At 51.4% G+C, this 22,462-nt stretch carries 22 protein-coding genes; 14 read left to right on the plus strand and 8 right to left on the minus strand.

What is annotated here, in order from left to right; translation table 11 throughout:
- Positions 1 to 161: 161 nt before the first annotated feature.
- The 5 genes from HC248_RS09940 (at position 162) to HC248_RS09960 (ending at position 5,323) form a co-directional block, all read left to right on the plus strand.
- Positions 162 to 1,433, plus strand: a complete 1,272-nt coding sequence (locus HC248_RS09940; RefSeq protein WP_168922333.1) for an MFS transporter — start codon at positions 162 to 164, stop codon at positions 1,431 to 1,433.
- A 165-nt stretch (positions 1,434 to 1,598) separates the two neighbouring features.
- The gene (locus tag HC248_RS09945; protein WP_168922334.1) at positions 1,599 to 2,189 is read left to right on the plus strand and encodes a class I SAM-dependent methyltransferase; all 591 of its coding nucleotides are present in this window, start codon (positions 1,599 to 1,601) and stop codon (positions 2,187 to 2,189) included.
- Between the two features lie 270 nt (positions 2,190 to 2,459).
- Positions 2,460 to 3,344, plus strand: a complete 885-nt coding sequence (dapA, locus tag HC248_RS09950; protein WP_168922335.1) for a 4-hydroxy-tetrahydrodipicolinate synthase — start codon at positions 2,460 to 2,462, stop codon at positions 3,342 to 3,344.
- A gap of 17 nt (positions 3,345 to 3,361) precedes the next feature.
- Positions 3,362 to 4,528, plus strand: coding sequence for an outer membrane protein assembly factor BamC (bamC, locus tag HC248_RS09955; protein ID WP_420371984.1), 1,167 nt, complete (start codon positions 3,362 to 3,364; stop codon positions 4,526 to 4,528).
- 24 nt (positions 4,529 to 4,552) lie between these two features.
- Positions 4,553 to 5,323 carry an MBL fold metallo-hydrolase gene (locus HC248_RS09960; RefSeq protein WP_168922337.1) on the plus strand — a complete coding sequence of 257 codons (771 nt, stop codon included), beginning with the start codon at positions 4,553 to 4,555 and terminating at the stop codon, positions 5,321 to 5,323.
- A gap of 98 nt (positions 5,324 to 5,421) precedes the next feature.
- Here HC248_RS09960 and HC248_RS09965 read toward each other — a convergent pair whose 3' ends face one another.
- Positions 5,422 to 5,676 carry a hypothetical protein gene (locus tag HC248_RS09965; RefSeq protein WP_168922338.1) on the minus strand — a complete coding sequence of 85 codons (255 nt, stop codon included), beginning with the start codon at positions 5,674 to 5,676 and terminating at the stop codon, positions 5,422 to 5,424.
- Positions 5,677 to 6,192: 516 nt separating this feature from the next.
- Positions 6,193 to 7,383 carry a cupin domain-containing protein gene (locus tag HC248_RS09970; RefSeq protein WP_168922339.1) on the minus strand — a complete coding sequence of 397 codons (1,191 nt, stop codon included), beginning with the start codon at positions 7,381 to 7,383 and terminating at the stop codon, positions 6,193 to 6,195.
- A 14-nt stretch (positions 7,384 to 7,397) separates the two neighbouring features.
- On the opposite strand from HC248_RS09970, the gene HC248_RS09975 reads away from it, so the two are divergent.
- Positions 7,398 to 7,934: an FKBP-type peptidyl-prolyl cis-trans isomerase gene (locus HC248_RS09975; protein WP_168922340.1), complete on the plus strand. Its 537-nt coding sequence runs from the start codon at positions 7,398 to 7,400 to the stop codon at positions 7,932 to 7,934.
- An 80-nt stretch (positions 7,935 to 8,014) separates the two neighbouring features.
- On the opposite strand, the gene HC248_RS09980 is transcribed toward HC248_RS09975, so the two are convergent.
- From HC248_RS09980 to coaBC, 3 genes are all read right to left on the minus strand, one after another.
- Positions 8,015 to 8,536, minus strand: coding sequence for an outer membrane lipoprotein (locus tag HC248_RS09980; RefSeq protein ID WP_168922341.1), 522 nt, complete (start codon positions 8,534 to 8,536; stop codon positions 8,015 to 8,017).
- A gap of 239 nt (positions 8,537 to 8,775) precedes the next feature.
- On the minus strand, positions 8,776 to 9,237 hold the full coding sequence (gene dut / locus HC248_RS09985) for a dUTP diphosphatase (RefSeq protein WP_168922342.1): 462 nt from the start codon (positions 9,235 to 9,237) through the stop codon (positions 8,776 to 8,778).
- 160 nt (positions 9,238 to 9,397) lie between these two features.
- The gene (gene coaBC, locus HC248_RS09990; RefSeq protein WP_168922343.1) at positions 9,398 to 10,651 is read right to left on the minus strand and encodes a bifunctional phosphopantothenoylcysteine decarboxylase/phosphopantothenate--cysteine ligase CoaBC; all 1,254 of its coding nucleotides are present in this window, start codon (positions 10,649 to 10,651) and stop codon (positions 9,398 to 9,400) included.
- Between the two features lie 71 nt (positions 10,652 to 10,722).
- Here coaBC and HC248_RS09995 point away from each other — a divergent pair, with 71 nt between their 5' ends.
- From HC248_RS09995 to HC248_RS17500, 5 genes are all read left to right on the plus strand, one after another.
- Positions 10,723 to 12,390, plus strand: a complete 1,668-nt coding sequence (locus HC248_RS09995) for a CTP synthase (RefSeq protein ID WP_168922344.1) — start codon at positions 10,723 to 10,725, stop codon at positions 12,388 to 12,390.
- A 2-nt stretch (positions 12,391 to 12,392) separates the two neighbouring features.
- The gene (gene kdsA / locus HC248_RS10000) at positions 12,393 to 13,250 is read left to right on the plus strand and encodes a 3-deoxy-8-phosphooctulonate synthase (protein ID WP_168922345.1); all 858 of its coding nucleotides are present in this window, start codon (positions 12,393 to 12,395) and stop codon (positions 13,248 to 13,250) included.
- An 82-nt stretch (positions 13,251 to 13,332) separates the two neighbouring features.
- Positions 13,333 to 14,616 carry a phosphopyruvate hydratase gene (eno, locus tag HC248_RS10005; RefSeq protein ID WP_168922346.1) on the plus strand — a complete coding sequence of 428 codons (1,284 nt, stop codon included), beginning with the start codon at positions 13,333 to 13,335 and terminating at the stop codon, positions 14,614 to 14,616.
- 33 nt (positions 14,617 to 14,649) lie between these two features.
- On the plus strand, positions 14,650 to 14,925 hold the full coding sequence (locus HC248_RS10010; RefSeq protein ID WP_168922347.1) for a septum formation initiator family protein: 276 nt from the start codon (positions 14,650 to 14,652) through the stop codon (positions 14,923 to 14,925).
- A gap of 81 nt (positions 14,926 to 15,006) precedes the next feature.
- Positions 15,007 to 15,411, plus strand: coding sequence for a hypothetical protein (locus HC248_RS17500; protein WP_202882363.1), 405 nt, complete (start codon positions 15,007 to 15,009; stop codon positions 15,409 to 15,411).
- 53 nt (positions 15,412 to 15,464) lie between these two features.
- Here the strand turns inward: HC248_RS17500 and HC248_RS10020 are convergent, their stop codons facing one another.
- Genes HC248_RS10020 through HC248_RS10030 form a run of 3 tightly spaced genes read right to left on the minus strand, consistent with a single transcriptional unit; the run spans position 15,465 to position 17,971 of the window.
- On the minus strand, positions 15,465 to 16,133 hold the full coding sequence (locus tag HC248_RS10020; protein WP_168922348.1) for a hypothetical protein: 669 nt from the start codon (positions 16,131 to 16,133) through the stop codon (positions 15,465 to 15,467).
- 20 nt (positions 16,134 to 16,153) lie between these two features.
- A complete protein-coding gene (locus HC248_RS10025) occupies positions 16,154 to 17,131 on the minus strand; it encodes an MlaD family protein (protein ID WP_168922349.1) in 978 nt (325 codons plus the stop codon).
- A gap of 36 nt (positions 17,132 to 17,167) precedes the next feature.
- Positions 17,168 to 17,971 carry an MlaE family ABC transporter permease gene (locus HC248_RS10030; RefSeq protein WP_168922350.1) on the minus strand — a complete coding sequence of 268 codons (804 nt, stop codon included), beginning with the start codon at positions 17,969 to 17,971 and terminating at the stop codon, positions 17,168 to 17,170.
- A 277-nt stretch (positions 17,972 to 18,248) separates the two neighbouring features.
- Here HC248_RS10030 and HC248_RS10035 point away from each other — a divergent pair, with 277 nt between their 5' ends.
- The 3 genes from HC248_RS10035 to proW all read left to right on the plus strand — a co-directional run bounded on the left by HC248_RS10035 (position 18,249) and on the right by proW (position 22,408).
- Positions 18,249 to 18,938 carry a C40 family peptidase gene (locus tag HC248_RS10035; RefSeq protein ID WP_168922351.1) on the plus strand — a complete coding sequence of 230 codons (690 nt, stop codon included), beginning with the start codon at positions 18,249 to 18,251 and terminating at the stop codon, positions 18,936 to 18,938.
- A 1,071-nt stretch (positions 18,939 to 20,009) separates the two neighbouring features.
- Entirely contained in the window at positions 20,010 to 21,224 is a 1,215-nt protein-coding gene (gene proV, locus HC248_RS10040) for a glycine betaine/L-proline ABC transporter ATP-binding protein ProV (RefSeq protein ID WP_168922352.1), read from the plus strand.
- 11 nt (positions 21,225 to 21,235) lie between these two features.
- On the plus strand, positions 21,236 to 22,408 hold the full coding sequence (gene proW / locus HC248_RS10045; protein ID WP_168922353.1) for a glycine betaine/L-proline ABC transporter permease ProW: 1,173 nt from the start codon (positions 21,236 to 21,238) through the stop codon (positions 22,406 to 22,408).
- Positions 22,409 to 22,462: the final 54 nt, after the last annotated feature.

Consider the following 22,462-nt stretch of genomic DNA (forward strand, 5'->3'; position numbering starts at 1 on the left):
TGAGTGTAATCGCGGTCTTTTCACCTGCTGGATGAATACACAGTATAAAAATAATTTTCTCTACTATAACTTGCCCGTTAGGATCATTACGTCTGCTGCGCTGTAATACAAAGCAAACGCGCGCTACACACAATATTGAACTTTTGTTTAAAGTCGGCTACATGTCCAAAACAATAACTAGCGCCCCTATAAGCGGTGCAAACAAAAAACTCTCGACTTTTCAAGTGCTTTTGTGTGGTGCGGCGATTGTCACGCTCTCCATGGGCGTGCGTCACGGCTTTGGACTGTGGCTGCAACCGATTACGCAAGCGATGGGATGGACCCGCGAGACGTTTTCTTTTGCGATCGCCATACAAAATCTGTCTTGGGGCGTATTTGGCATTTTTGCCGGCATGGCGGCCGACCGTTTTGGCGCCTTTAAAGTAATTTTGACAGGTGCCGTGCTCTACGCGCTAGGCTTGGCTGGCATGGCGTTGTCGCCAACCGGCTTGATTTTCACCTTGACCACTGGTGTTTTAATCGGTGCAGCCCAAGCCGGTACCACTTATGCCGTGATTTACGGCGTGATAGGTCGCAATATTTCAGCTGAAAAACGCTCCTGGGCCATGGGTGTGGCCGCAGCGGCTGGCTCATTTGGTCAATTCCTAATGGTGCCGACTGAAGGTTTTTTGATCAGCAATCTAGGTTGGCAGCAGGCATTGCTGGTGCTTAGCGTGTCGATGCTACTCATCATGCCGCTGGCCCTAGGTCTGCGCGAAGGTGGCTTTGCCAGCGGCAACAGTGCGCCTAAGCGCGAACAAAGTATTGCCGAGGCGCTGCGAGAAGCCTTTAAATACCCGAGCTTTCAGCTACTCATGGCGGGTTACTTCGTTTGCGGTTTTCAGGTGGTGTTTATTGGTGTGCACATGCCAAGTTACTTGCGCGACAAGGGCTTGTCGCCGCAGGTAGCTAGCTACGCGCTGGCATTAATCGGTCTTTTTAATGTGTTTGGCACTTATACCGCCGGCGTGTTGGGCCAGAAAATCCAGAAGAAAACCATACTCTCGACGATTTACTTTTCCCGCGCCGTGGTGATTACGGTGTTCATACTTGCTCCACTCACCGCCACTAGTGTGTACATTTTCTCAACTGTGATGGGTTTGCTGTGGCTTTCAACCGTACCGCCTACCAACGCGGCAGTGGCACAAATTTTTGGCATCCAACACCTGTCAATGCTCAGCGGGTTTATCTTTTTTAGCCACCAAATTGGCTCATTCATGGGTGTTTGGTTGGGCGGCTATGTCTACGACCGGGCCGGTAGCTACGACTTGGTCTGGTATTTGGCGATTGTTTTAGGCGTGTTTGCCTGCCTGATTAACCTACCAGTGCGTGAAGCGCCGATTCAACGCGGCCGTCCTGCGGAACTTGCAAGCGCTGCTGTAGTTGCACCATGACGCGTAAGTTATTACTCCAAATCACGCTTTACACGCTAGCGCTAGCGACACTTCTGGCTGTGTTTGGCCTTTACACTCGACCAGAATTTATGTTGCGTATGGCCAATCAAGTCTGGTCATGTTTTTAATCACGCAACAACCAGTCAGCAAAGAGATAGAACACGCATGAGCACCATTCCACACGGCGCAGAGCCGGCCTCCGCTTGGGTGCAGCGCTGGTCACATTTGGTGACGCCCGGCGCCAGCGTGCTAGATCTGGCCTGCGGTAACGGCCGACATGCGAGGTGGTTTGACAGTAAAGGCTGTTTAATCGTGGCCGTCGACATTTCGCAATCCGCCATTGAAGCCGTCAAACAAGCATTGCCCGCGTGCGAAGCCGTCCTAGCGGATATCGAAAATAATCCATGGCCGTTGGGACAGCGTCAATTTGACGCAGTCATCGTCACCAACTACCTCTGGCGCGCCTTAATGCCCAAGATTTTGGACAGCATGGCGCCAGGCGGAGTGCTAATTTACGAAACTTTTACCGATGGCAATGCCAGCGTCGGCAAACCATCCCGAGCCGACTTTTTGTTGCGCAGCGGTGAGTTACTCGACATCTGCCGTGACTTGCGAATCGTGGCTTTTGAAGATGGCTTTGAAGATGCATCACAAAGTCACGGCCAACGTTTTGTTCAACGCATTGCGGCCGTCAGGCAAGCGGTACTGGCTGAGTCAGAAACCAAAGTACCGATTCGCTACAAATTAGGCCAATAGTTTGAGCCTGCAAGCCAGACATTGCTTGCAGAAAATTTCAAGCCAAACCGTTAAAAAGCTAGCGACAGCTCCAACAAACTCAAACATTTGCGAGTTGCCAAACATCAATTTGACGCGACAAATGACCCAAGCACAGCACGTAGCTAGCTCCGGCAGTAATTCAGAAGCCTGCTAAGCTCTGGTTAGAATCTAAGTTGGCGTTTATAAGAGCCGGTCTGCTGGACACACCAGCGACAACATCCAGACTCCAGCCACAACCTGAGCAAAGACATGAAACCCATTATTGGCAGCATTGTTGCATTGGCAACGCCCATGCATGAAGACGGCAGCGTGGATTACCCCGCACTGCGCAAACTGGTGGACTGGCATATCGCCGAAGGCACTGACTGCATAGGCGCGGTCGGCACCACCGGCGAGTCACCCACCGTCAGCGTCGAAGAACACTGCGAAATCATCCGCGTTTGCGTCGAACAAGCTGACAAACGCGTACCCATCATGGCTGGCTGCGGTGCAAACTCTACGGCAGAAGCCATTGATTTGGCAAAATTTGCCAAACAAGTAGGCGCTGATTGCCAGTTGCAAGTCGTGCCTTACTACAACAAGCCCACTCAAGAAGGTCAATACCTGCACTTCAAGGCAATCGCAGAAGCCGTAGGGGATTTACCCATAGTGCTGTACAACGTGCCCGGACGCACGGTCGCCGATATGGCACACGCAACCGTGCTGCGATTGGCTCAAATACCCGGCATAGTCGGGATCAAAGAAGCCACTGGCAACATAGAGCGTGCGCAGTGGTTAATCAAAGAGGCGCCAGCTGATTTCTCGATTTACTCTGGCGACGACCCAACAGCAGTCGCTCTCATGCTGTGCGGCGGCAGCGGCAATATCAGCGTGACAGCCAATGTTGCACCCCGCCTCATGCATGAGTTGTGTATGGCAGCCGTTAACGGCGATGTCAAACGTGCCATGGCGCTGCAGCTGCAGTTATTGCCACTGCATAAGCAACTGTTTGTTGAAGCCAATCCGATACCGGTCAAATGGGCAATGGCCCGTATGGGTCTTTGTGGCCCTGCGCTACGCCTGCCTATGACCCGGTTAGAAACACAAAACGAAGCCGTCGTCGAGGGCGCTTTACGCCTTTGCGGCCTGATCTGATTTTTAAGGAAACCCAAGTGAAGACTCTGAAAATTCGCACCGATCTGCTCGCTTCGCTTGCGTCAGCAAAAAAATCGCTAACGCCGTCTTTAACACTTGTTTGCGCAGCCTTGGTGCTGAGCGGCTGCACCAGTGTGGGCAGTCTGATGGAAGGTCAAAAAGTCGATTACAAAACCGAAGGCAAGAACACTGCACCTTCGCTTGAAATACCACCTGACTTAACCCAGCTGTCCAAAGACAACCGCTATGTGGTGCCAGGCGCAGCTATTACAGCCAGTGGCATGCAAGCTAATCAAGTAAAGCAAGTCCTACCGTTAGCTGCCCTGAGTATTGGTGATGTGCGCATTGAGCGCAGTGGCAACCAGCGCTGGTTGGTCGTAGACCGCCCGGCCGATAAGCTCTGGTCACCAGTGCGTGATTTCTGGCTTGAGAACGGCTTTTTGCTCACGCTAGACCAAGAAAACCTCGGCATCATGGAGACCGACTATGCAGAAAACCGCGCCAAGCTGCCGCAGGACTTTATCCGCCAAGCAATCGGTAAAGTTTTTGACAGTCTGTACTCTACCGGCGAGCGCGATAAATTTCGCACCCGGCTAGAGCGCAATGCAGCCGGTGGTACAGAAATTTATATCAGCCACCGCGGCTTGGTCGAAGTAGTGACTGGCGTAACAACAGGAAACAAACTAGGCGACGGCACTGTCTGGCAACCACGCCCGGCAGATGAAGAGCTTGAGACTGAATTCTTGCGCCGCATGATGGTCAAGTTAGGTGTGAGCAAAGAACAGTCTGCCGCTCTAGTTGCAGCCCAATCGACTCGCAGCACATCACGCATTGCAAGCCTTAACGGCTTGCCAGTGGTACAGATCGATGATGAGTTCGACCGCGCTTGGCGCCGTGTCGGCCTGGCATTAGACCGTACTGGCTTTACTGTTGAAGACCGCGACCGCTCAAAAGGCACTTACTTTGTTCGCTATGTGGACCCCACCACAACAAATCAAGAACAAGGCTTTTTCAGCAAAATATTTAGTGCGGCCAAGCCAACAGTAGCGCCGTTGCAATACCGTATTAGTGTCAAGAGCGTAGGCCAGGCAACTACTGTCAGTGTGCTCAATGACAAGGGTGAGCCAGAGACTTCGGGTAATGCCAAACGCATTATTCAGGTGATTGCTGACGATCTCAAATAAACCCATAGATCCGGGCCGTCTGCCATGAGGTTTAAAAACCTAGGCAGTGGCAGCACGGGCAACGCTACGCTGGTTGAAGCTGGTGGTAAAAATCCTTTCAGGCTGCTGGTTGATTGCGGGCTGGGCATACGCCAATTGCAAGTTAGATTGGCAGTCGCAGGTCTACAAACTAGCGACATCCATGCGATATTCATCACCCACGAGCATGGCGACCATATTGGTTGCGCTCGCTCGCTGGCGCTGAAGATGAAAATTCCTGTCTGGATGAGTCAAGGCACTCATGCAGCACTGCGTGAACCTGACTTTGCTGACTTCTTGCACATCGCAAAAGACGGTCAGCTTATAAACTTGGGCGGTCTGCAATTGTTGCCGTTTACCGTGCCGCATGATGCGCGCGAACCACTGCAACTAACGTGTAGCGACGGCGCATCCCGCTTGGGAATACTGACTGACTTGGGTCATGTGACCGCACATGTGACGCAGCATTTGGCCGGCTGCGACGCGCTGCTGCTGGAATGCAACCACGACAGTTCTATGCTCGAAAACTCAGCCTATCCGTACTTTTTAAAGCAGCGCATCAGCGGCCAGCACGGGCACTTATCTAATCTTGCAGCCGCCAACCTAGCCCGCGACATCGCTCATCCAGGTCTTAAACACTTGGTGGCAGCTCATCTTAGTGAGCAAAACAACCGGCCAGAACTGGCGCAGCGATCGATCGCACAAGCACTCAACTGCGAACCACAAGACATCTTGGTAGCCAGTCCTAACGAAGGCACTGGCTGGTTAGAGTTTTAACTCGGGCCAACATAAAAAACGACGTGTATTTGGTGATAAATAGTTTTTCACCCACAAAAAAGCCGCCCTAAGGCGGCTTTTAAGTTGATCTTAAAAAATTAAGACTTTGGAGCTGCAGCAGCAGCTGCTTTCTTAGCAGCGTCCATTGCGGCGTCAGAACCCATGGCTGAAGAAGCAGAACCCATAGCGGAAGAAGCAGAGTCCATAGCTGCTGGAGCAGCAGAAGCCGCTTCAGCAGGAGCTGCCATTGCCGCTGGTGCAGCCATTGCCGCTGGTGCAGCTTCTTCTTTTTTGCCGCAAGCAGCCAAAGCCATTGCAGCGACGATAGCTGCCAAAACGAGAGATTTGTTCATTTTTACTGTCCTTGAATAATGGTAGAAAACAATTTCCGGAAACTGTCAAAAATTAGAGGCAAACGCCTTGGGTTAAATTTCGACTGATTAAAGTGACTCGAGCACCGTCAATCAGTTGGCGATTATAGGGGTGAATTTTAAAAATATAGGACAAACCCTAAATCGTCTGTGATATAAAAATCTAAGATCTACTTTTTAATTTAAGTCTCAGTAAATCAGCCATATTTTTAACATTAATAAGCAACACAAATAAGCTCAGTAAATTACGCTCAAAGCGAGAAAAGTTATGCAATAACTACGACTGTTAACGATCGCATAGCGAGTCGTCATCAGCACTTTTTTATACAAAAAAAAATTCACGCTATTAGCGGCTAGCCGCCCCTACAAACACCAAGCGCATGAGCCAAAAAAGTTCTCACTCTTAGTCAAATCTCACTTGAGGCCATGCTTGTCAAACCGTTAACGGTTTTTTGCATCAGTCGAAGTCACTTGCGACGGCTATGTTGTATGCCGTGTTTAATCTTCAATCCAACCTGAGGCATACCAGTCGCCAAGTAGGTTCAGCACATCAAGGCTGGCTTTTGCCAGCTCTGCACGGGTCAGTCCCCTTTGATCGGCCAGACGCTGCATCAGCTTAGCGTCACTGCCTTTGGCTTTATAGCTCTCGCCATTGATGAACACATGGTTTGCGTCGTACATCATGCGGGTTTGTGCCGTCAAGTGAATATCTCCAGCACCTTTTTGCCAGTCTTGTTCAGCTTCATCAAACCATACCGAAGGTTTTGGGCTGGTCATGTACTCACCCAAAGCGCAAGCCACTGCCTGCGGGTCCTTTAGCGCATCAGTAATCGCTTGGGTTGCAAAACTAATGAGGGACGTGGGTAATTCAGCTGGTGTACTTGTAGCAGCTTGATCTGGGTCACGATACAAACGCTTAACCAGACCGGCCTCTTCTTCGTCCTCCGCAGTATCTTGACTGAATTCAGCCAGTCGTTGCAACAACTCTGACGCTATCTCATGCTCAGCCGGCGCACGAAAACCGATCGAATACGTCATGCAGTCAGCGCTTTTACCACTGGCGTCTAGACACTCGACTGCTTCGCCATCATGCGCATAGCGCGGCGGCAGATACAGCATATCGCCAGCATGAAGCACAAACTCCTCATCGGGCTCAAAGTTTTGCAAAATTTTCAAGGGCGCGTTAGGCACCAGCGTGAGGTCTTTTTGTTTGCTGATTTTCCATTTTCGACTGCCACTAGCTTGCAATAAAAATACGTCATAGCTATCGAAGTGTGGTCCCACACCACCGCCGTTGGTGGCAAAAGAAATCATCAAATCATCAAGCCGCGCATCTGGTACAAAGCGAAACTGTTGAAGCAGCGCATGCGCGTCTGCATTGTGTAAGTCCACACCTTGAACTAATAGCGTCCAAGCAGTCTGACTCAGTGTTGGCAAAGCCCGCGCACCAAACGGGCCACTTTTCATAGCCCAGTCGCCACTTGTCTTGCTACCTTTTTCTTGGCGCTGAATCAATCGAGATTCAACCTGTTCGTCCGCAGCGAGCTTAAAAAGAGCGGTACGAGTGAGCAGTGGTTTAAAGCCAGGTATGGCGTTGCACACCAGTAGCGGCTTTTTCTGCCAGTGCTTTTGCATGAATTGAGTCGGTGAAAGACCGGCCAATAGGTCGAGAGGGTGATTTATATCCATGACACAATTGTCTGATGAAAATTACACCTCAATGCGCAGTCTCCCTCACTTGGACTCTAAAAGATACTTTGGGCGAAATACTTGACGAGCTAGACGAGCCGGTTGAGTTCCTTCTAGGCGGCGATGATCTATTGGCAAAGATTGAGGAATCTCTCCAAGGTCATGCAGTCGGTGACACGCTAGATTTGCACTTAGAGCCCGAAGACGCCTTTGGCGACTACGACGAAAACCTGGTTTTTCTTGAAACTAGAGCCTTATTTCCTAAAGAATTGGAAGAAGGCATGAGTTTTGATGGCGCAGCAATGCCAATTGGTTGCAGCTCTGATATTCCTAAAGAATTTATCTATACGGTGACAGAGATCTATCCCGAGCATGTGGTGCTCGATGGCAACCATCCCCTGTCAGGCATAGCAATTCGTATCAGCATCAAGGTCTGCGAAGTTCGCGAAGCAAGCGCAGAAGAAATAGATCTAGGAACATTGGGTACCGGCTTTTTTAAGCTTGAGCCCCTAATAACTGCAAGCAACTCAGACGGTAATACGCTGCACTGATGTCTCAAAGCTAGTCAGGGCCGCCTAGACAGGCAGCCCGGCTAGTAGTCAGGGCCGCCTAGACAGGCAGCCCGGCTAGATTAGTTACGAAATATCTGACCGTTTTCAACCCGAACGCGGTCACCCGTGCGCAGGTCGTTAGCAGACGGTATGTCGTAGCTGCGCAAACCACCCCTGTCTAATTGCACCGTAATGCGAAAGCTTTCGACCGATTGGCTGCGGTTATTTTTCTCTATTGCATTTCCGGCAAAAGCACCGCCCGCTACACCAGCGATCTGAGCCGCCGTGCGGCCATTACCAGAGCCAATTTGATTTCCAATCACAGCACCGGCTAGACCGCCAAGAATCGCGCCTGCACCGCTGGTCGATCCACTGCCTTGGCTGCGTATCACTTCGATATTGTTAATACGACCGTATTCCGCATAGTTGGCCTGCGTATTACTCGATGGGTACTGCGCGGCCGGGTACTGACCCTGTGACGCTTGGTTGGGCGAAGGATAGTTTTGGTTTTGATTAGGATAATTAGGTGCGGCACATGCCGTCAGGCCGGCAACAACGACAGCAGCGCTGGCGAGTGAGGCAAAGCGAGTAAATTTGAGCATGAAGTTCTCCAGTGATGAAAAAAATTCACCAGCTCGACCTTGAAATTTAAAGCACGAGATGGTGTGACACAAATTCTATTAAACGCCCCTAGCCAAGCGTAAACAAGCGAAACAAAGCCCGCATCAGCGTCAGCTATTCGTAGTAAAAAAAGTAGGCCAGCGACTACGCCTTGCCCATCGATCCCAAGAGCCAAGCACCGTCCTTAAAAAACGCGCTTAAGTCTGCAGAAGTCTGAGCTTTATGTTTTACCCGTACTGCCAAAACCGCCTTCGCCACGATCGGTTTGTGTCGAGAACTGATCGACTATGTTGAAAGCCATTTGTACGACTGGCTGAAACATCAGTTGAGCAATACGGTCGCCTTGCTGCACGGTGTAATCCGCAGAGCCATCATTGGCGAGAATGACCGCAATTTCACCGTGGTAATCCGCGTCAATAACGCCTATGCCTTGCGCCACATGCACATGGTGTTTTAAAGACAAGCCGGAGCGAGAAGCGACTATTGCCACCAAGCCTGGGTCCATCATATTGATGGCCAGACCGGTTTTAATCAACTCACGCCCACCAGGAGGAATAGTGATGGGACTGCTGATACAAGCCCTTAAATCCATGGCGGCAGAACCGTCTGTTGCGTACTCGGGCAAAGAAACCTCATTACCCAACAATTCATTCACAATTCGGGCTTCAATTCGTCTGAACATATTTTTTTCCTAAGAGAGATTAAGACAAGCGACAAAGCCTGCAGAAGAAAAAAATCTTCTGAATAAGCGATAACACGAAAGGAGTTTGACCAGCGCTAACAGCAGCTAGTGGGTGTCTTATATGCAATTGCAGCACTGTCGCTCAGGCAGTTTTAAAGCGTTATTGTCGTGCCATGCGTGCGGCAATTTCGCGTATCAGTGTTCTAGCTAACACCAGCTTGGGCGCTCGTGGCAGCGCCAAAGAACCCTCGGCGTCAACTAAAAGCAAAGCATTGTGGTCTTGACCGAAAGTGTCCGGGCCTATATTTCCAACTAACAGCGGCACTTGCTTGCGCAGTAGTTTGGCCTTTGCGTTAAGCAATAAATCTTCACTTTCAGCGGCAAAACCAACGCAGAACAATCGCCCTGCTTTAGCGCGTGGGCCTTGGGCAATAGTCGCGAGAATGTCGGTATTTTCAGAAAAAGATAACTGCGGCGGTTGGCCAGAACCCTCTTTTTTGATTTTTTGTGCCGCAGGCGAAGCAACGCGCCAATCAGCCACTGCTGCCGTTGCAATAAAAATAGTCGAACGCTCGGCCAGCGGCAACAAGGCGTCCAGCATGTCTTGCGCAGATTTCACATCAATTCGGTTCACGCCGCGCGGCGCGGCCAAGCCGACCGGTCCGGCCACCAAAGTAACCTCTGCGCCGGCTTCACGCGCGGCCCGCGCAACTGCAAAACCCATCTTGCCGCTAGACAAGTTAGTGATGCCGCGCACCGGGTCTATCGCCTCGTAAGTGGGTCCTGCGCTAACCAGCACATGCTGGCCAGCTAAGTGTTTAGGGGTAAAAAAAGCAATCAAGTCATCCAGCAATTGATCGGGTTCCAGCATGCGGCCATCGCCGGTTTCGCCACAGGCTTGAAAGCCACTACCGACACCCAACACATGCGCACCATCGGCGGCGAGTTGCTCAAAATTACGTTGTGTTGCGGGATGGGCAAACATTTCGCGGTTCATAGCCGGGGCTAACAGCAAAGGAACACTGGCTAGTGGCCGGGCCAAACACATCAAGCTGAGCAAATCGTCGGCACGGCCATGCAGCAGTTTGGCCATAAAGTCAGCGCTTAAAGGCGCGATCAGTATTGCGTCCGCCTCACGCGACAAATTGATGTGCGCCATGTTGTTGTCCGGCCGACTGTCCCACTGACTGGTGTAGACCGGCCTGCCACTTAACGCTTGCATGGTCACCGCGGTAATGAATTGTTCAGCAGCTTCAGTCATAACAACTTGCACCGTCGCACCAGCCTTAATCAAAGAGCGACACAACTGAGCCGACTTATAGCAGGCGATACCGCCGGATAAGCCAAGCACTATGTGTTTTCCGGCAAGATCCTCTTGGTTTGAGGGTTGAAATGTTTCAGGGTGAGTCTGCATGCTGGGAATGTATCAGTTAACCCCTATAATTTCCGTTTACCACCTCAGCGAAGTTAAGCTTCGTCTAAGAAATGACCAAATTTGTCTTCGTCACCGGCGGTGTGGTGTCCTCCCTAGGTAAGGGAATCGCCTCCGCATCGTTAGCCGCAATCCTAGAATCACGCGGCCTTAAAGTCACTCTCATCAAACTCGATCCCTACTTGAATGTGGATCCTGGCACTATGTCGCCGTTCCAACACGGCGAAGTATTTGTTACCGAAGATGGCGCAGAAACCGATCTTGACCTTGGTCACTATGAGCGTTTCATCGAAACGCGCATGAAAAAAGCCAATAACTTCACGACTGGCCAGATCTATAAAAGCGTGCTTGAAAAAGAACGCCGCGGTGACTATCTCGGCAAAACCGTGCAAGTCATCCCGCATGTCACCAACGAAATCCAAGATTTCATCAAGCGCGGTGCGGGTTTCGACACGCCAGAGGCGGTTGATGTGGCCATCGTCGAAATTGGCGGCACTGTCGGCGATATCGAGTCCCTGCCCTTTTTGGAAGCCGTACGCCAAATGTCGCTACGCCTTGGCCCAAACAACTCCGCCTTTGTGCATCTGAGCTATGTGCCGTGGATTGCAGCGGCTGGCGAGCTCAAAACCAAGCCAACGCAACACACGGCCAAGCAATTGCGCGAAATCGGTATTCAAGCCGATGTACTGCTGTGCCGCGCAGACCGTCCAATACCGGCCGAAGAGCGCGAAAAGATTTCGCTCTTTTCAAACGTGCCCGAATGGGGTGTGATCTCCATGTGGGACGTGGACACAATTTATAAAGTACCGCGCATGCTGCACGAACAAGGCCTAGACGGCCTGATCTGCGACAAGCTGCGTCTGAACACACCGCCGGCCAGCCTCAAACGCTGGGATGACTTAGTCTTTGAAATGGCCAATCCGACCCAACAAGTGACTATCGCCATGGTTGGCAAATACGTGGATTTAAGCGACAGCTATAAGTCTTTGGTTGAGGCTTTACGCCATGCCGGCATGAAAAATCACGCCAAGGTCGTCATCGAGTACATAGACTCGGAAAACCTCACGCCAGAGAATGTTTCGCGCCTTGCAAAATTCGACGGTATCTTGGTGCCCGGCGGTTTTGGCGTACGCGGCGTCGAAGGCAAAATTTGCGCAGCCCGTTATGCACGTGAAAACAAACTGCCTTATTTGGGCATTTGTCTGGGCATGCAGGTAGCAACGATTGAATTCGCCCGCCATGTAGCGGGGCTGAAAGACGCCAACAGCACTGAATTTGATCCGCACACACCAAACCCAGTGATTGCCTTGATTGCTGAATGGAAAGATGCTGACGGCACCATCAAGACGCGTGACAGCAAGTCCGATTTAGGCGGCACCATGCGTTTAGGCGCACAAAGCTCAGACGTGGCAACTGGCACGCTGGCGCACTCGATTTACGGCGACGTGGTGACCGAGCGTCACCGTCATCGCTACGAGGCCAACACCAACTATCTCGATAAGCTGCGCAAAGCCGGCTTGGTGATTTCAGCCATGACCCAGCGTGAGCATCTGACAGAAATCGTTGAGCTGCCGCAAGCGGCTCACCCATGGTTTGTGGGCGTGCAGTTCCACCCAGAGTTCAAGTCCACACCATGGGACGGTCATCCACTGTTTAACGCCTACATCAAATCCACACTGGATCACCAGTTGCTCAGCACAACCTTGAAAGCCGTGGCCTAAATATGAAACTTTGCGGCTTTGAGATTGGCTTAGACAAGCCTTTTTTCCTGATTGCAGGCCCTTGTGTGATTGAGTCCGAACAACTGCAAATGGACACGGCTGGTGCGCTTAAAGAAATCACTGCCTCGCTAGGCATTCCTTTCATCTTTAAATCCAGCTATGACAAGGCCAATCGTTCAAGTGGCACCACTTTTCGCGGCCCCGGCATGGACAAGGGACTGGAGATTCTGGCCAAGGTCAAACGTGAACTCGGCGTGCCAATACTCACTGACGTGCACTCGATAGAACATATCACCCAAGTTGCAAGCGTTGTCGATGTGCTGCAAACACCCGCATTTTTGTGTCGCCAGACCGACTTCATCTATGCGGTTGCGCAATCAGGTCTGCCAGTCAACATCAAGAAGGGCCAGTTTTTAGCGCCCAACGATATGCTTAATGTGATTGAAAAAGCCAGAGCCGCCGCACGCGACAAAGGTTTGGATGAAGACCGTTTCATGGCTTGTGAGCGTGGCGCAAGTTTTGGCTACAACAACTTAGTCTCTGACATGCGCAGCCTGGCCATCATGCGCCAGACCCAAGCGCCTGTGGTGTTTGATGCAACCCACTCCGTCCAATTGCCAGGCGGCAACGGCACGAGTAGCGGCGGTCAACGCGAAATGGTGCCGGTGCTAGCCCGCGCAGCCGTGGCGGTGGGTGTCGCGGGTCTGTTTATGGAAACTCATCCAGATCCAGCGAACGCTATGAGCGATGGACCGAATGCTGTGCCGCTCAAACATATGCGAGCGCTGCTAGAGACGCTAATGGAACTGGACCGAGTAACCAAGAAAAACGGTTTTCTTGAAAATAATTTTCAAGCCTAAGACTAAAGATCAGTTTTTCAGCCCTGAATCAGACCTGATTCGTCCTAAATTTTTTATTCATTTTTTATAGAGGCCCCAATCCATGAGCGCAATTGTTGACATCGTCGCACGCGAAATTCTTGACAGTCGAGGCAACCCCACCGTCGAGTGCGACGTGCTGCTGGAGTCTGGCATCATGGGCCGCGCGTCCGTGCCCTCAGGTGCTTCTACCGGTTCACGCGAAGCCATAGAGCTGCGCGACGGCGACAAATCGCGCTACTTGGGCAAAGGCGTTCTCAAAGCGGTTGACTACATCAACACTGAAATCGCTGAATCCGTGCTCGGCCTAGACGCCAGCGAACAAGCTTTTTTAGACCGCACTTTAATCGAGCTAGACGGCACAGAAAACAAGTCACGCCTAGGCGCCAACGCCATGCTGGCAGTGAGCATGGCGGTTGCCCGCGCAGCGGCTGAAGAAGCTGGCCTACCGCTATACCGTTATTTCGGCGGCAGCGGCGCGATGCAAATGCCCGTGCCTATGATGAATGTAGTTAACGGCGGCGCGCACGCCAACAACAACCTAGACCTGCAAGAGTTGATGATCATCCCCGTTGGTGCGCCTAGCTTTCGTGAAGCGCTACGCTACGGTGCAGAAGTCTTTCATGCACTCAAAACCATATTGCACGACAAGGGCATGAGCGTAGCCGTCGGCGACGAAGGCGGCTTTGCACCCAATGTGCCAAGCCATGAAGCGGCCATTGAGATGATTCTCGAAGCCATTGACAAAGCTGGTTTTGTAGCCGGTGAGCAAATTGCACTTGGCCTTGATTGCGCAGCATCAGAGTTCTACAAGAACGGCATGTACGAACTCTCTGGCGAAGGCTTGAGCCTAACCTCCCAACAGTGGACTGACATGCTGGCCACTTGGGTCGACAAATACCCCATCATCAGCATTGAAGACGGTATGGCCGAGAACGACTGGGACGGCTGGAAAATACTCAGCGAGCGCTTGAACAAAAAAGTGCAATTGGTTGGCGACGACTTGTTTGTGACCAACACCAAAATCCTCAAGCAAGGCATTGACATGGGTGTAGCCAACTCCATCTTGATCAAAATTAACCAGATCGGCACGCTGACTGAGACTTTTGCGGCCATAGAAATGGCCAAGCGCGCCGGCTATACCGCAGTGATCTCACACCGCTCTGGCGAAACCGAAGACACGACGATTGCCGACATCGCAGTGGGCACCAATGCCGGTCAAATTAAAACCGGTAGCCTGAGCCGCTCTGACCGTATGGCCAAGTACAACCAGTTGCTGCGCATAGAAGAAGACTTGGGCGAAGTGGCAAGTTACCCAGGTCGCTCAGCTTTTTACAACCTGCGCTAAGACCGCTTAGCCTGCGCTTTTTAAAAAACGCACATGACTAAACGCGTAGTCTGTTTACTGTTGCTGGCATTGCTTGCCGGCATACAGGCGCAGCTTTGGTTTGGCCGTGGCAGCCTGCCCAATGTGCGCGACATGCAGCACAGGCTGGCTGAACAGCAGGCCAAAAATATCAAGGCGCAGGTGGTAAATGATCAACTCTCAGAAGAAGTAAGAGACTTGCGCGAAGGCCTGGACATCGTCGAAGAAAAAGCGCGCAGTGAGTTGGGTATGGTCAAACCAAATGAAATATTTGTGCAGGTAAAACCATAAGTCTTCCTTGAGTTCTAGCGCCGTTTTCGTCCACAGCCACACCCGAATTTTCTCGCCTCCCGTCCCCGCAAGGTACTAAGCATGCTCTCTATTGGTGTTTTCGGCGAAGCTAAGCAAGCCACTCGGCTAGCGAGCAATCTTTCCGATGCTATTGAATCCCATCAGTGGGCAGCGAATGTCAGAGTCAACGACCCATGCGATCTCAATTTTTTAATCGGCTTGAGTTCACTGACTTCTGAGAATCAAGACTGGCGTACCCATCTAGTCAGCGCCGGACTGCCGTTTCACGTGCTGTATGGCCTGCCTGATGAGTGTTTAAACCAAGCCATTGGTGTGATCGACTGGCAACTTGAAAAAGACGATGTCATAGCCCGCAAACCCATGCTGGCCGGCAAGCCCTGGGTATGGTTATGCGACAAATGCAGTGACCCGGTTTGCGAGCATCGTTTGCTCAGTGATTTGATTGCGGCAAGAGCTAGAACTTAAATCTAAGCTTACCGCACGCGTTAATCTTCAAATAACCGACTTCTATCAAGGCGTTATTTAGAAGCATCCGCTTGCACCAACGCAATGCGCCGTTCTAGGCTTGTGGCCTTGACCGAATCCCCGCCCTTTTGTGCCAACGCCAACTCAACACCCAACCAAGCCAGCAAAGGCCTACGCCAGCCTTGGCTAGAAGCAGCATTGACCGCCAAGCTAATGTGTGCCGGACTAGCTCGACCAGCCTGAAAGACGACCGCTACCGCAACTAATTGCGACAAAGGGTCTTTGATTGCAGCGATCTCAACGTCATTGCTGCCGATAAGACTAGTAGCAACTGCACGCTGTTCTGGCGGTAGCAGGCTTGCATCCTGCGGATTAAGACGGCCAGCCAGATAGTCGGCATAAGCGCGATCTTCGGGCTGCGCATCTAATCTTATTTTTTCAAACCCATCGCAGGGTGTAAGAACCAAACTAGCCACATGGCTGGCGCAATGGAGTAGTTCGACCTTCGCCAACAAATCAAGGCGCCCAGTGCTGGCAATCGCAGTTCTAGTACGCGCAAACTCTAGCGCTTCAAGGCCTGAATTGCCTTGCAAATAAGCCGACACAGAGCGCTCCATCGCCGACTTAGCGTCCAACTGCCAATCCGCCGGTCTCGGCCCAGACGTGCAGGCTGATAAAGCAACAAGCGCGGCCAAACTGACCCAAAGAAAAGGCTGTTTCATGTGAACTGAGGTAGTTTTTTTCATGGCAGTTTAATCTGGGTATCTCGCGCGAACGGCCATTTCCGGTTGATCTCGCCCACCAAGCTATCGACTTTGCGCAAGCTGGACTCAACTTCTGTGCGCAGACTGCTGAGGTCTTGCGTCGCGTTATTCACATTGCTACCCACCGCTTGCGCTTGGACTAGCACCGCATCGACTTTTTTCAGACTGTTACGCGCATCGGCCAACAAGCCATTGAGCTGCACGACTGTCGCACGGGTCTGCGGCATCACGCCAGCCTCACCGAACACCTGCGTATCAGCTTTAAGCGCCAAGCCGTCGAGCCGAGCTAGCAAGCTGTTGCTACGCTCTAGCGTGAGCATGAGTTTTTTCGCTTCTGCATCATTGCCGAGCAGCACGCTAAGTGCGCCGCCAGTGCCATTTAATCGGGCGGTGAGGGCTTGTAGGTTCGCCAAACTTGCGCCGATTGCGCCCTGCTGAGAAGTCAGGCTACTCAATTGCTCAATCAGGTTCTTGGCCGCTGCGATTAGCTTGGGTATTTCCGCCGATGCATCGCCAGCGAGCACATCGCGCACAGCATCAGCAGGCAAAGGCGGATCGCTTAAAACGCCGCTGTAAGCACGAATGTTCGTGCCGCCCACCAAGCCGCGCACCATGGTAAAAACACTGGACTGACGCAGCCAATGTACATCTTTGCTTGCTACAAGCACCGAGATACGGGCCCGGCCATCCTCTGCTAAATCAATGCGGTTAACACGACCAATCGGAAAACCGGAGAAGGTCACATCCATACCAACGACTACGCCTTCCGAGTCGTCAGCCATGAGAAACAAACGCTGGCTGCTCTCAAAAACGCCACGCGCATACATCACATACAAAGCCGAACCGATCACCAAACACAGCATAAAAACCAGCAGCAACAAAGCCTTGAACTCTAGTCGCTTACTGGGTAACTGGGCTGGCGCTTCAGAAGCAATATTGGTCAATCTATCACTCATAAGTATTTAAATAATGGGTTTAAAAAACGCTAGACATCAAAGGTAATTGCCCACCAGAGACAATACCTCGATTAAAAGTATTAGCGCAAACATGCGTACCAGTCCGCGCATCTCGGCACTGCTGCGGCTGGCCTTATCACCGATTCCATAGAGCGCACTAACCATTGGAATAAGCGAGACAGCAAGGCTAAAAAACAATGTCTTGAGCACAAAAATTAACGATACCGCAGGGTTAAAGACTTGGCCAAATAAACGTGTGTAAGCATCTAAGCCTGAAAATCTAAAGCCATACACAGCTAAATAAGCGACTACCAAAGCGACCACGCAACTCAAGGCCGCAAGCGTTATCGTAGACACCAAACCGGCCAACACACGTGGTAAGACCTCTTGACGAATGGGATCAATCCCGCGCATTCGCATGGCATCAAGTTCACCGCGCGACTGCATACCGGCAACTTCTGCGCCATCTGGAATCGTGCAGCGCAGCGCCACAAAAAGAGCCGCTGTTAAAGGAATAAGTTCTAACACCAACACCCTTATCACGACCTGCATTCCATATTGGGACAGCCCGTAACTCAATGCAGTCGCCGTCACAATACGCGTGAGCACCACGCTGATAATCGCGCAAAGCAAGCTAAAACCCAGCAATATAGGGGCGGTATTGGTGTAGATGTGAAACGCCATCACAGGCCGGTTCGCTCGGCTATAGCTCGATGGTGATAAAGCATGCACCAAAATCAAACTGCCCAGCCAAACTAAACGCCACCAAGCCGAGAGGTAGTGCTGTGCCCGGTGATTAGCCCGCGCCAGCAACTGCTTGGAAGATGCGATTGTTGTCATAAGGGCATGATAACTGCGCTCAATCGTCAGACGATGAGAGTCTTAGTGGAAAACTTTCGCCTGCAGTTACCGACTTTTTAACGTAAATCAGCCCAAGACCATCTCGGTTATCAAACCATAAGCGTACGCAATAAAATACTAAGGGGATTCTTTTTATCTGTCGAATTCACGTAAAAAAGCGCGTCTTTACAAAAAGATGCCGAAAAATTAGTACTTAATAATCAATAAAGACTCAACTCAACGATTTAAAGCTTCTATATCAAGTATCCTGCGGCTCATGCCTAAAAAAGTTACTGCCATTCTTCTGACCGCACTTTTGTTGTCAACCAGTGTGTACGCACTGCCAGTAGTAGCCAGTGAGGAGTATGACAAAGCAGCAAACGACAAAGGCCTTCTGACACAAATTAGCCAAGTTGGTCAAAACGTAGGTAAACAAGCGACGCAATTGGTCGCTAACGCGATTGATTTGCTCGGTGTGCCGTACCGTCGCGGCGGAAATTCAGCAGAAACCGGTTTTGATTGCAGCGGCTTTGTACGCGCGATATACGAGCAAAGCATAGGTTTGATATTGCCCCGCCGTGCCGAGCAGCAAGCCGCGGCAACTCAAAACATAGAAAAAAGCGATTTGCAACCCGGTGACTTGGTGTTTTTCAACACCATGCGGCGCGCCTTCAGCCATGTGGGCATCTATATCGGCGACGGCAAATTCATACATGCCCCAAGGCCTGGTGCCGAAGTGCGTGTAGAAAGCATGTCGATTGCCTACTGGCGTGGTCGCTTTGACGGCGCACGGCGAGTACTCAGCGAGAGCTTGGATGACGGCGCAACAAACAGCGCTGACAAATCAGATAGGCCAGAAAAACCAGCGCTCGCAGCCAGTGCGCTAGCCGCACTAAAAGCTTACAGACTGCAGCTGCAAGCGCAAATGCCGCAAGCTACGCCGGCGTCGATTCACCTCAAGAACTAGTCCAGAAAAAACAGACGACAGTGTTGTGATTCGGACGGTCTGTTCTGAAATGCGCCGAGTCAATTTCACAGGACTGGCGCAGTTAAAAGTCTAAAAGCTCGCTTGCGGTTGGGTAAAGTTCACATTTAACGACTCAACACCGAGAAAAATCTGGCGCACGACCGCAAAACTTTGGCACTGGTGACAGTCGCGAAACTCGCGGTACTCGCGTCTCCCAGACTAACGACGCCAAGACAATGCTTGGGTGTTTTTACGCACTGCTTCTGCCGCAAAGGTCGAGCCAGCATAGGTATTACAAGCTTGGACATACAACGCAAAAATGCAGACCGGCAAGGTCGTCTGAATAGTTACTCAATTTATCGACATTAACAAAAGACAATGCTTGCACTCCAGCGCAAGCCATGAAACTGTATGCGTAATGTGCTGGCATTAAGGATTGCCTATGCTGCACCAGAGCTGACTGCCCTTGAGTTTTCTTGACCGAACGGACGAGATGTAAGAGGCACAAGGCATTACGCGACAAGCGGCTGGAGTCAGGAGTCAGGTCTTAAGTAAATTCAAAACCTAGGCAAAACAAAACGGTAAGTCTAAATAGCCACAACCTTAAGGCCTTAGCCAACATCTCAAGAACTGAGCACATTAAGCGACGAACACCCCCCTCTCACAGTAGATTATTAAAGACAAGATCCTTGCGTTATACTTACAATTGAATACACATAGTCGGCATTGTCTGACAAGTGTTACTAAACATAAGATTGATAATCATTTTTGGCTAAAACTGAAGACACTGTTATCGACAGATCTACTTCAGACAAAGCTAAATTGAGCTTGAATAAAGCTCACGACGAGACTTTTTGCCAGCCGACAAATCCATTAAAAGTCGCCTGTTAGCGCAATTGCAACCTAGCAGCGCCAGCGCAAAACTGTCATTTTTTAAAACTACCGAGTGCTTAAATTTGCTAATGGCATAGCTGCCGGGGCAACCCCTTTGTCACATTAATTCGTCAGTACGTCGGCCATGTCGCCTTGTGCTGTCCCCACCCAAGACAAGTAGAGAAGAGAGATTTCAGAGTGGCTAAACAAATCATTATCGAAAAAGTATTCAAGGTTTTCGGCAAGCAGCCGCAAGCAGCTATTGATCTAGCTTACAAAGGCGTATCCAAGGAAGACATTCTGGCCCAAACCGGCAGTTCAGTCGGCGTCTTCGACGTCAGCTTGACGATAGAGCCCGGCGAGATTTTCGTGGTCATGGGTCTGTCCGGCTCTGGGAAATCTACGCTTGTTCGCATGCTTAACTTGTTAATTGAGCCGACCTCGGGTCGCATCTTGGTTGACGGTGTGGACATCAACAAACTTAAAGACTCTAAGCTGCGCGACTTGCGCCGTAAAGACATCAGCATGGTGTTTCAGTCCTTTGCCTTAATGCCGCACATGACGGTGCTGGACAACACAGCACTCGGTTTGGAGCTCGCCGGTATGAGCCGAAAACAGCGCCATGCGCAGGCCGAGACAGCTTTAGAACAAGTTGGCTTGTCCGCTTGGGGCGCTAGCTATCCGGACGAACTCTCAGGCGGTATGCAACAGCGTGTAGGTTTGGCCCGAGCATTAGCGTCCGATCCTTCGATTCTGCTGATGGACGAAGCCTTCTCGGCACTCGACCCTATCATTCGCACCGAGATGCAGTCGGAGTTGCTGCGCTTTCAAACCGTCAAACGCCGCACCATCATTTTTATCTCGCATGATCTTGACGAAGCCATGCGCATTGGCGACAGAGTCGCCATCATGAAAGACGGTGTGGTCGTTCAAGTCGGTACGCCAGACGAAATCTTGCGTAACCCAGCCGACGACTATGTGCGCAGCTTTGTGCGCGGTGTCGATGCTTCGGCGGTTTTCAAGGCCGGTGATATTGCGCGTAAAAGCCAGATCATCGTGTCGGAAAACGCACAAAAAGGCGCACGCGCCGCGCTCAAAATGCTGGAAGAGCAAGACCGCCAGTTCGCCTTTGTGGTGAGCCCAGCCCAACAGTACATGGGTGTGGTTTCTGTTGACTCGCTGCGCGCAGCGCTTGAGGGCCATGTTGGCCCACTAGGCCTATCCCTGGCCTACTTGCCAGATGTAGAGCCGATTGCTATGGACACCGTGGTTAACGATTTGTACGGCCAGGTTGCTCAATGCCCTTACCCCGTCCCTGTGGTTGCTCTGGACGGCCGCTTTCACGGCGCCATCAGCAAGACCATCTTGCTCAAATTCCTTGACCGCGACACGCCAGCCGTGCCTGCCAACTAAGAACGACACACATGACTACACATCAGAACAACGTTTACGACACCGCCATAACCGCAGCTAGTACTGCGCCGGCTTCACCCGCATTAGACGCATGGGGTATGCCAATTGAGGGCGCACTGCCTGCCGCATCGCAAGCCGCTGCAGCACCGGTTGACGCATGGGCAACAGCAGCGCAGCCATCCACCCCAGCAACTGATAGTTGGCTTAATGCACCGGCCGCAGCGCCAGATGCAGTAAGTGGCTTTCAAATTCAACAATTGTGGGATGGCTCTTTACCCGTAGAAGACTGGATTAATAGCGGTCTGGATTGGGTGGTGGATAATTTTCGGCCAGTCTTTCAAACCATACGCACGCCAATTGACAGCTTGCTAACCAATGTCGAAGGTCTGCTGCAAAGCGTACCTACGTTGGCAATGATCGCCTTAATAGGTATTTTGGCTTGGCAGTTCGCTGGTCGTGCGATTGCGCTTGGCGCGGTCATCTCGCTGCTGCTGGTCGCCATGCTTGGCATCTGGCCAGAAGCCATGGTCACGCTGTCGCTGGTGCTCACTGCGCTGGCGTTTTGCTTAGTCGTAGGTCTGCCTGTGGGTATTTTGCTGGCCAGTAGTGACCGCGCACAAAGCATCACACGCCCAGTTCTCGACGCTATGCAGACCACACCAGCCTTCGTCTACTTAGTGCCTGTGGTGATGCTGTTTGGTATTGGCAATGTGCCCGGTGTGATCGTGACCATCATCTTTGCATTGCCACCGCTGATTCGCTTAACTAACTTAGGCATACGCCAAGTTAGACCTGACCTGATTGAAGCGGCGCGTGCCTATGGTGCGTCACCTATGCAAATGCTGGTCAAAGTGCAGTTGCCGTTGGCCATGCCATCCATCATGGCTGGCGTGAACCAAACCCTGATGTTGTCGCTGTCAATGGTGGTGATTGCATCCATGATTGCCGTCGGTGGTCTAGGTCAGATGGTGCTGCGCGGTATTGGTCGTTTGGATATGGGACTGGCTACCGTAGGCGGTCTGGGCATTGTGCTGATGGCCATTACGCTAGACCGTATTACCCAGTCTTTGGGCAAAACTGGTCGTGGTAATCACCATTGGTATGAAGGTGGTCCTGCAGGTTTTGTCTTGCGTCTGGTTCAGCCAGCCGACAAAAAAGCGTCTGCTAGCAAGTCCAGCGTTTAAAACATCTAAACCGTTTTACAAAAGCAGACAACAACGCGTGCAGCTAATTGCACG

The organism is Polaromonas vacuolata (assembly GCF_012584515.1).
Taxonomy (GTDB): Bacteria; Pseudomonadota; Gammaproteobacteria; order Burkholderiales; family Burkholderiaceae_C; genus Polaromonas; species Polaromonas vacuolata.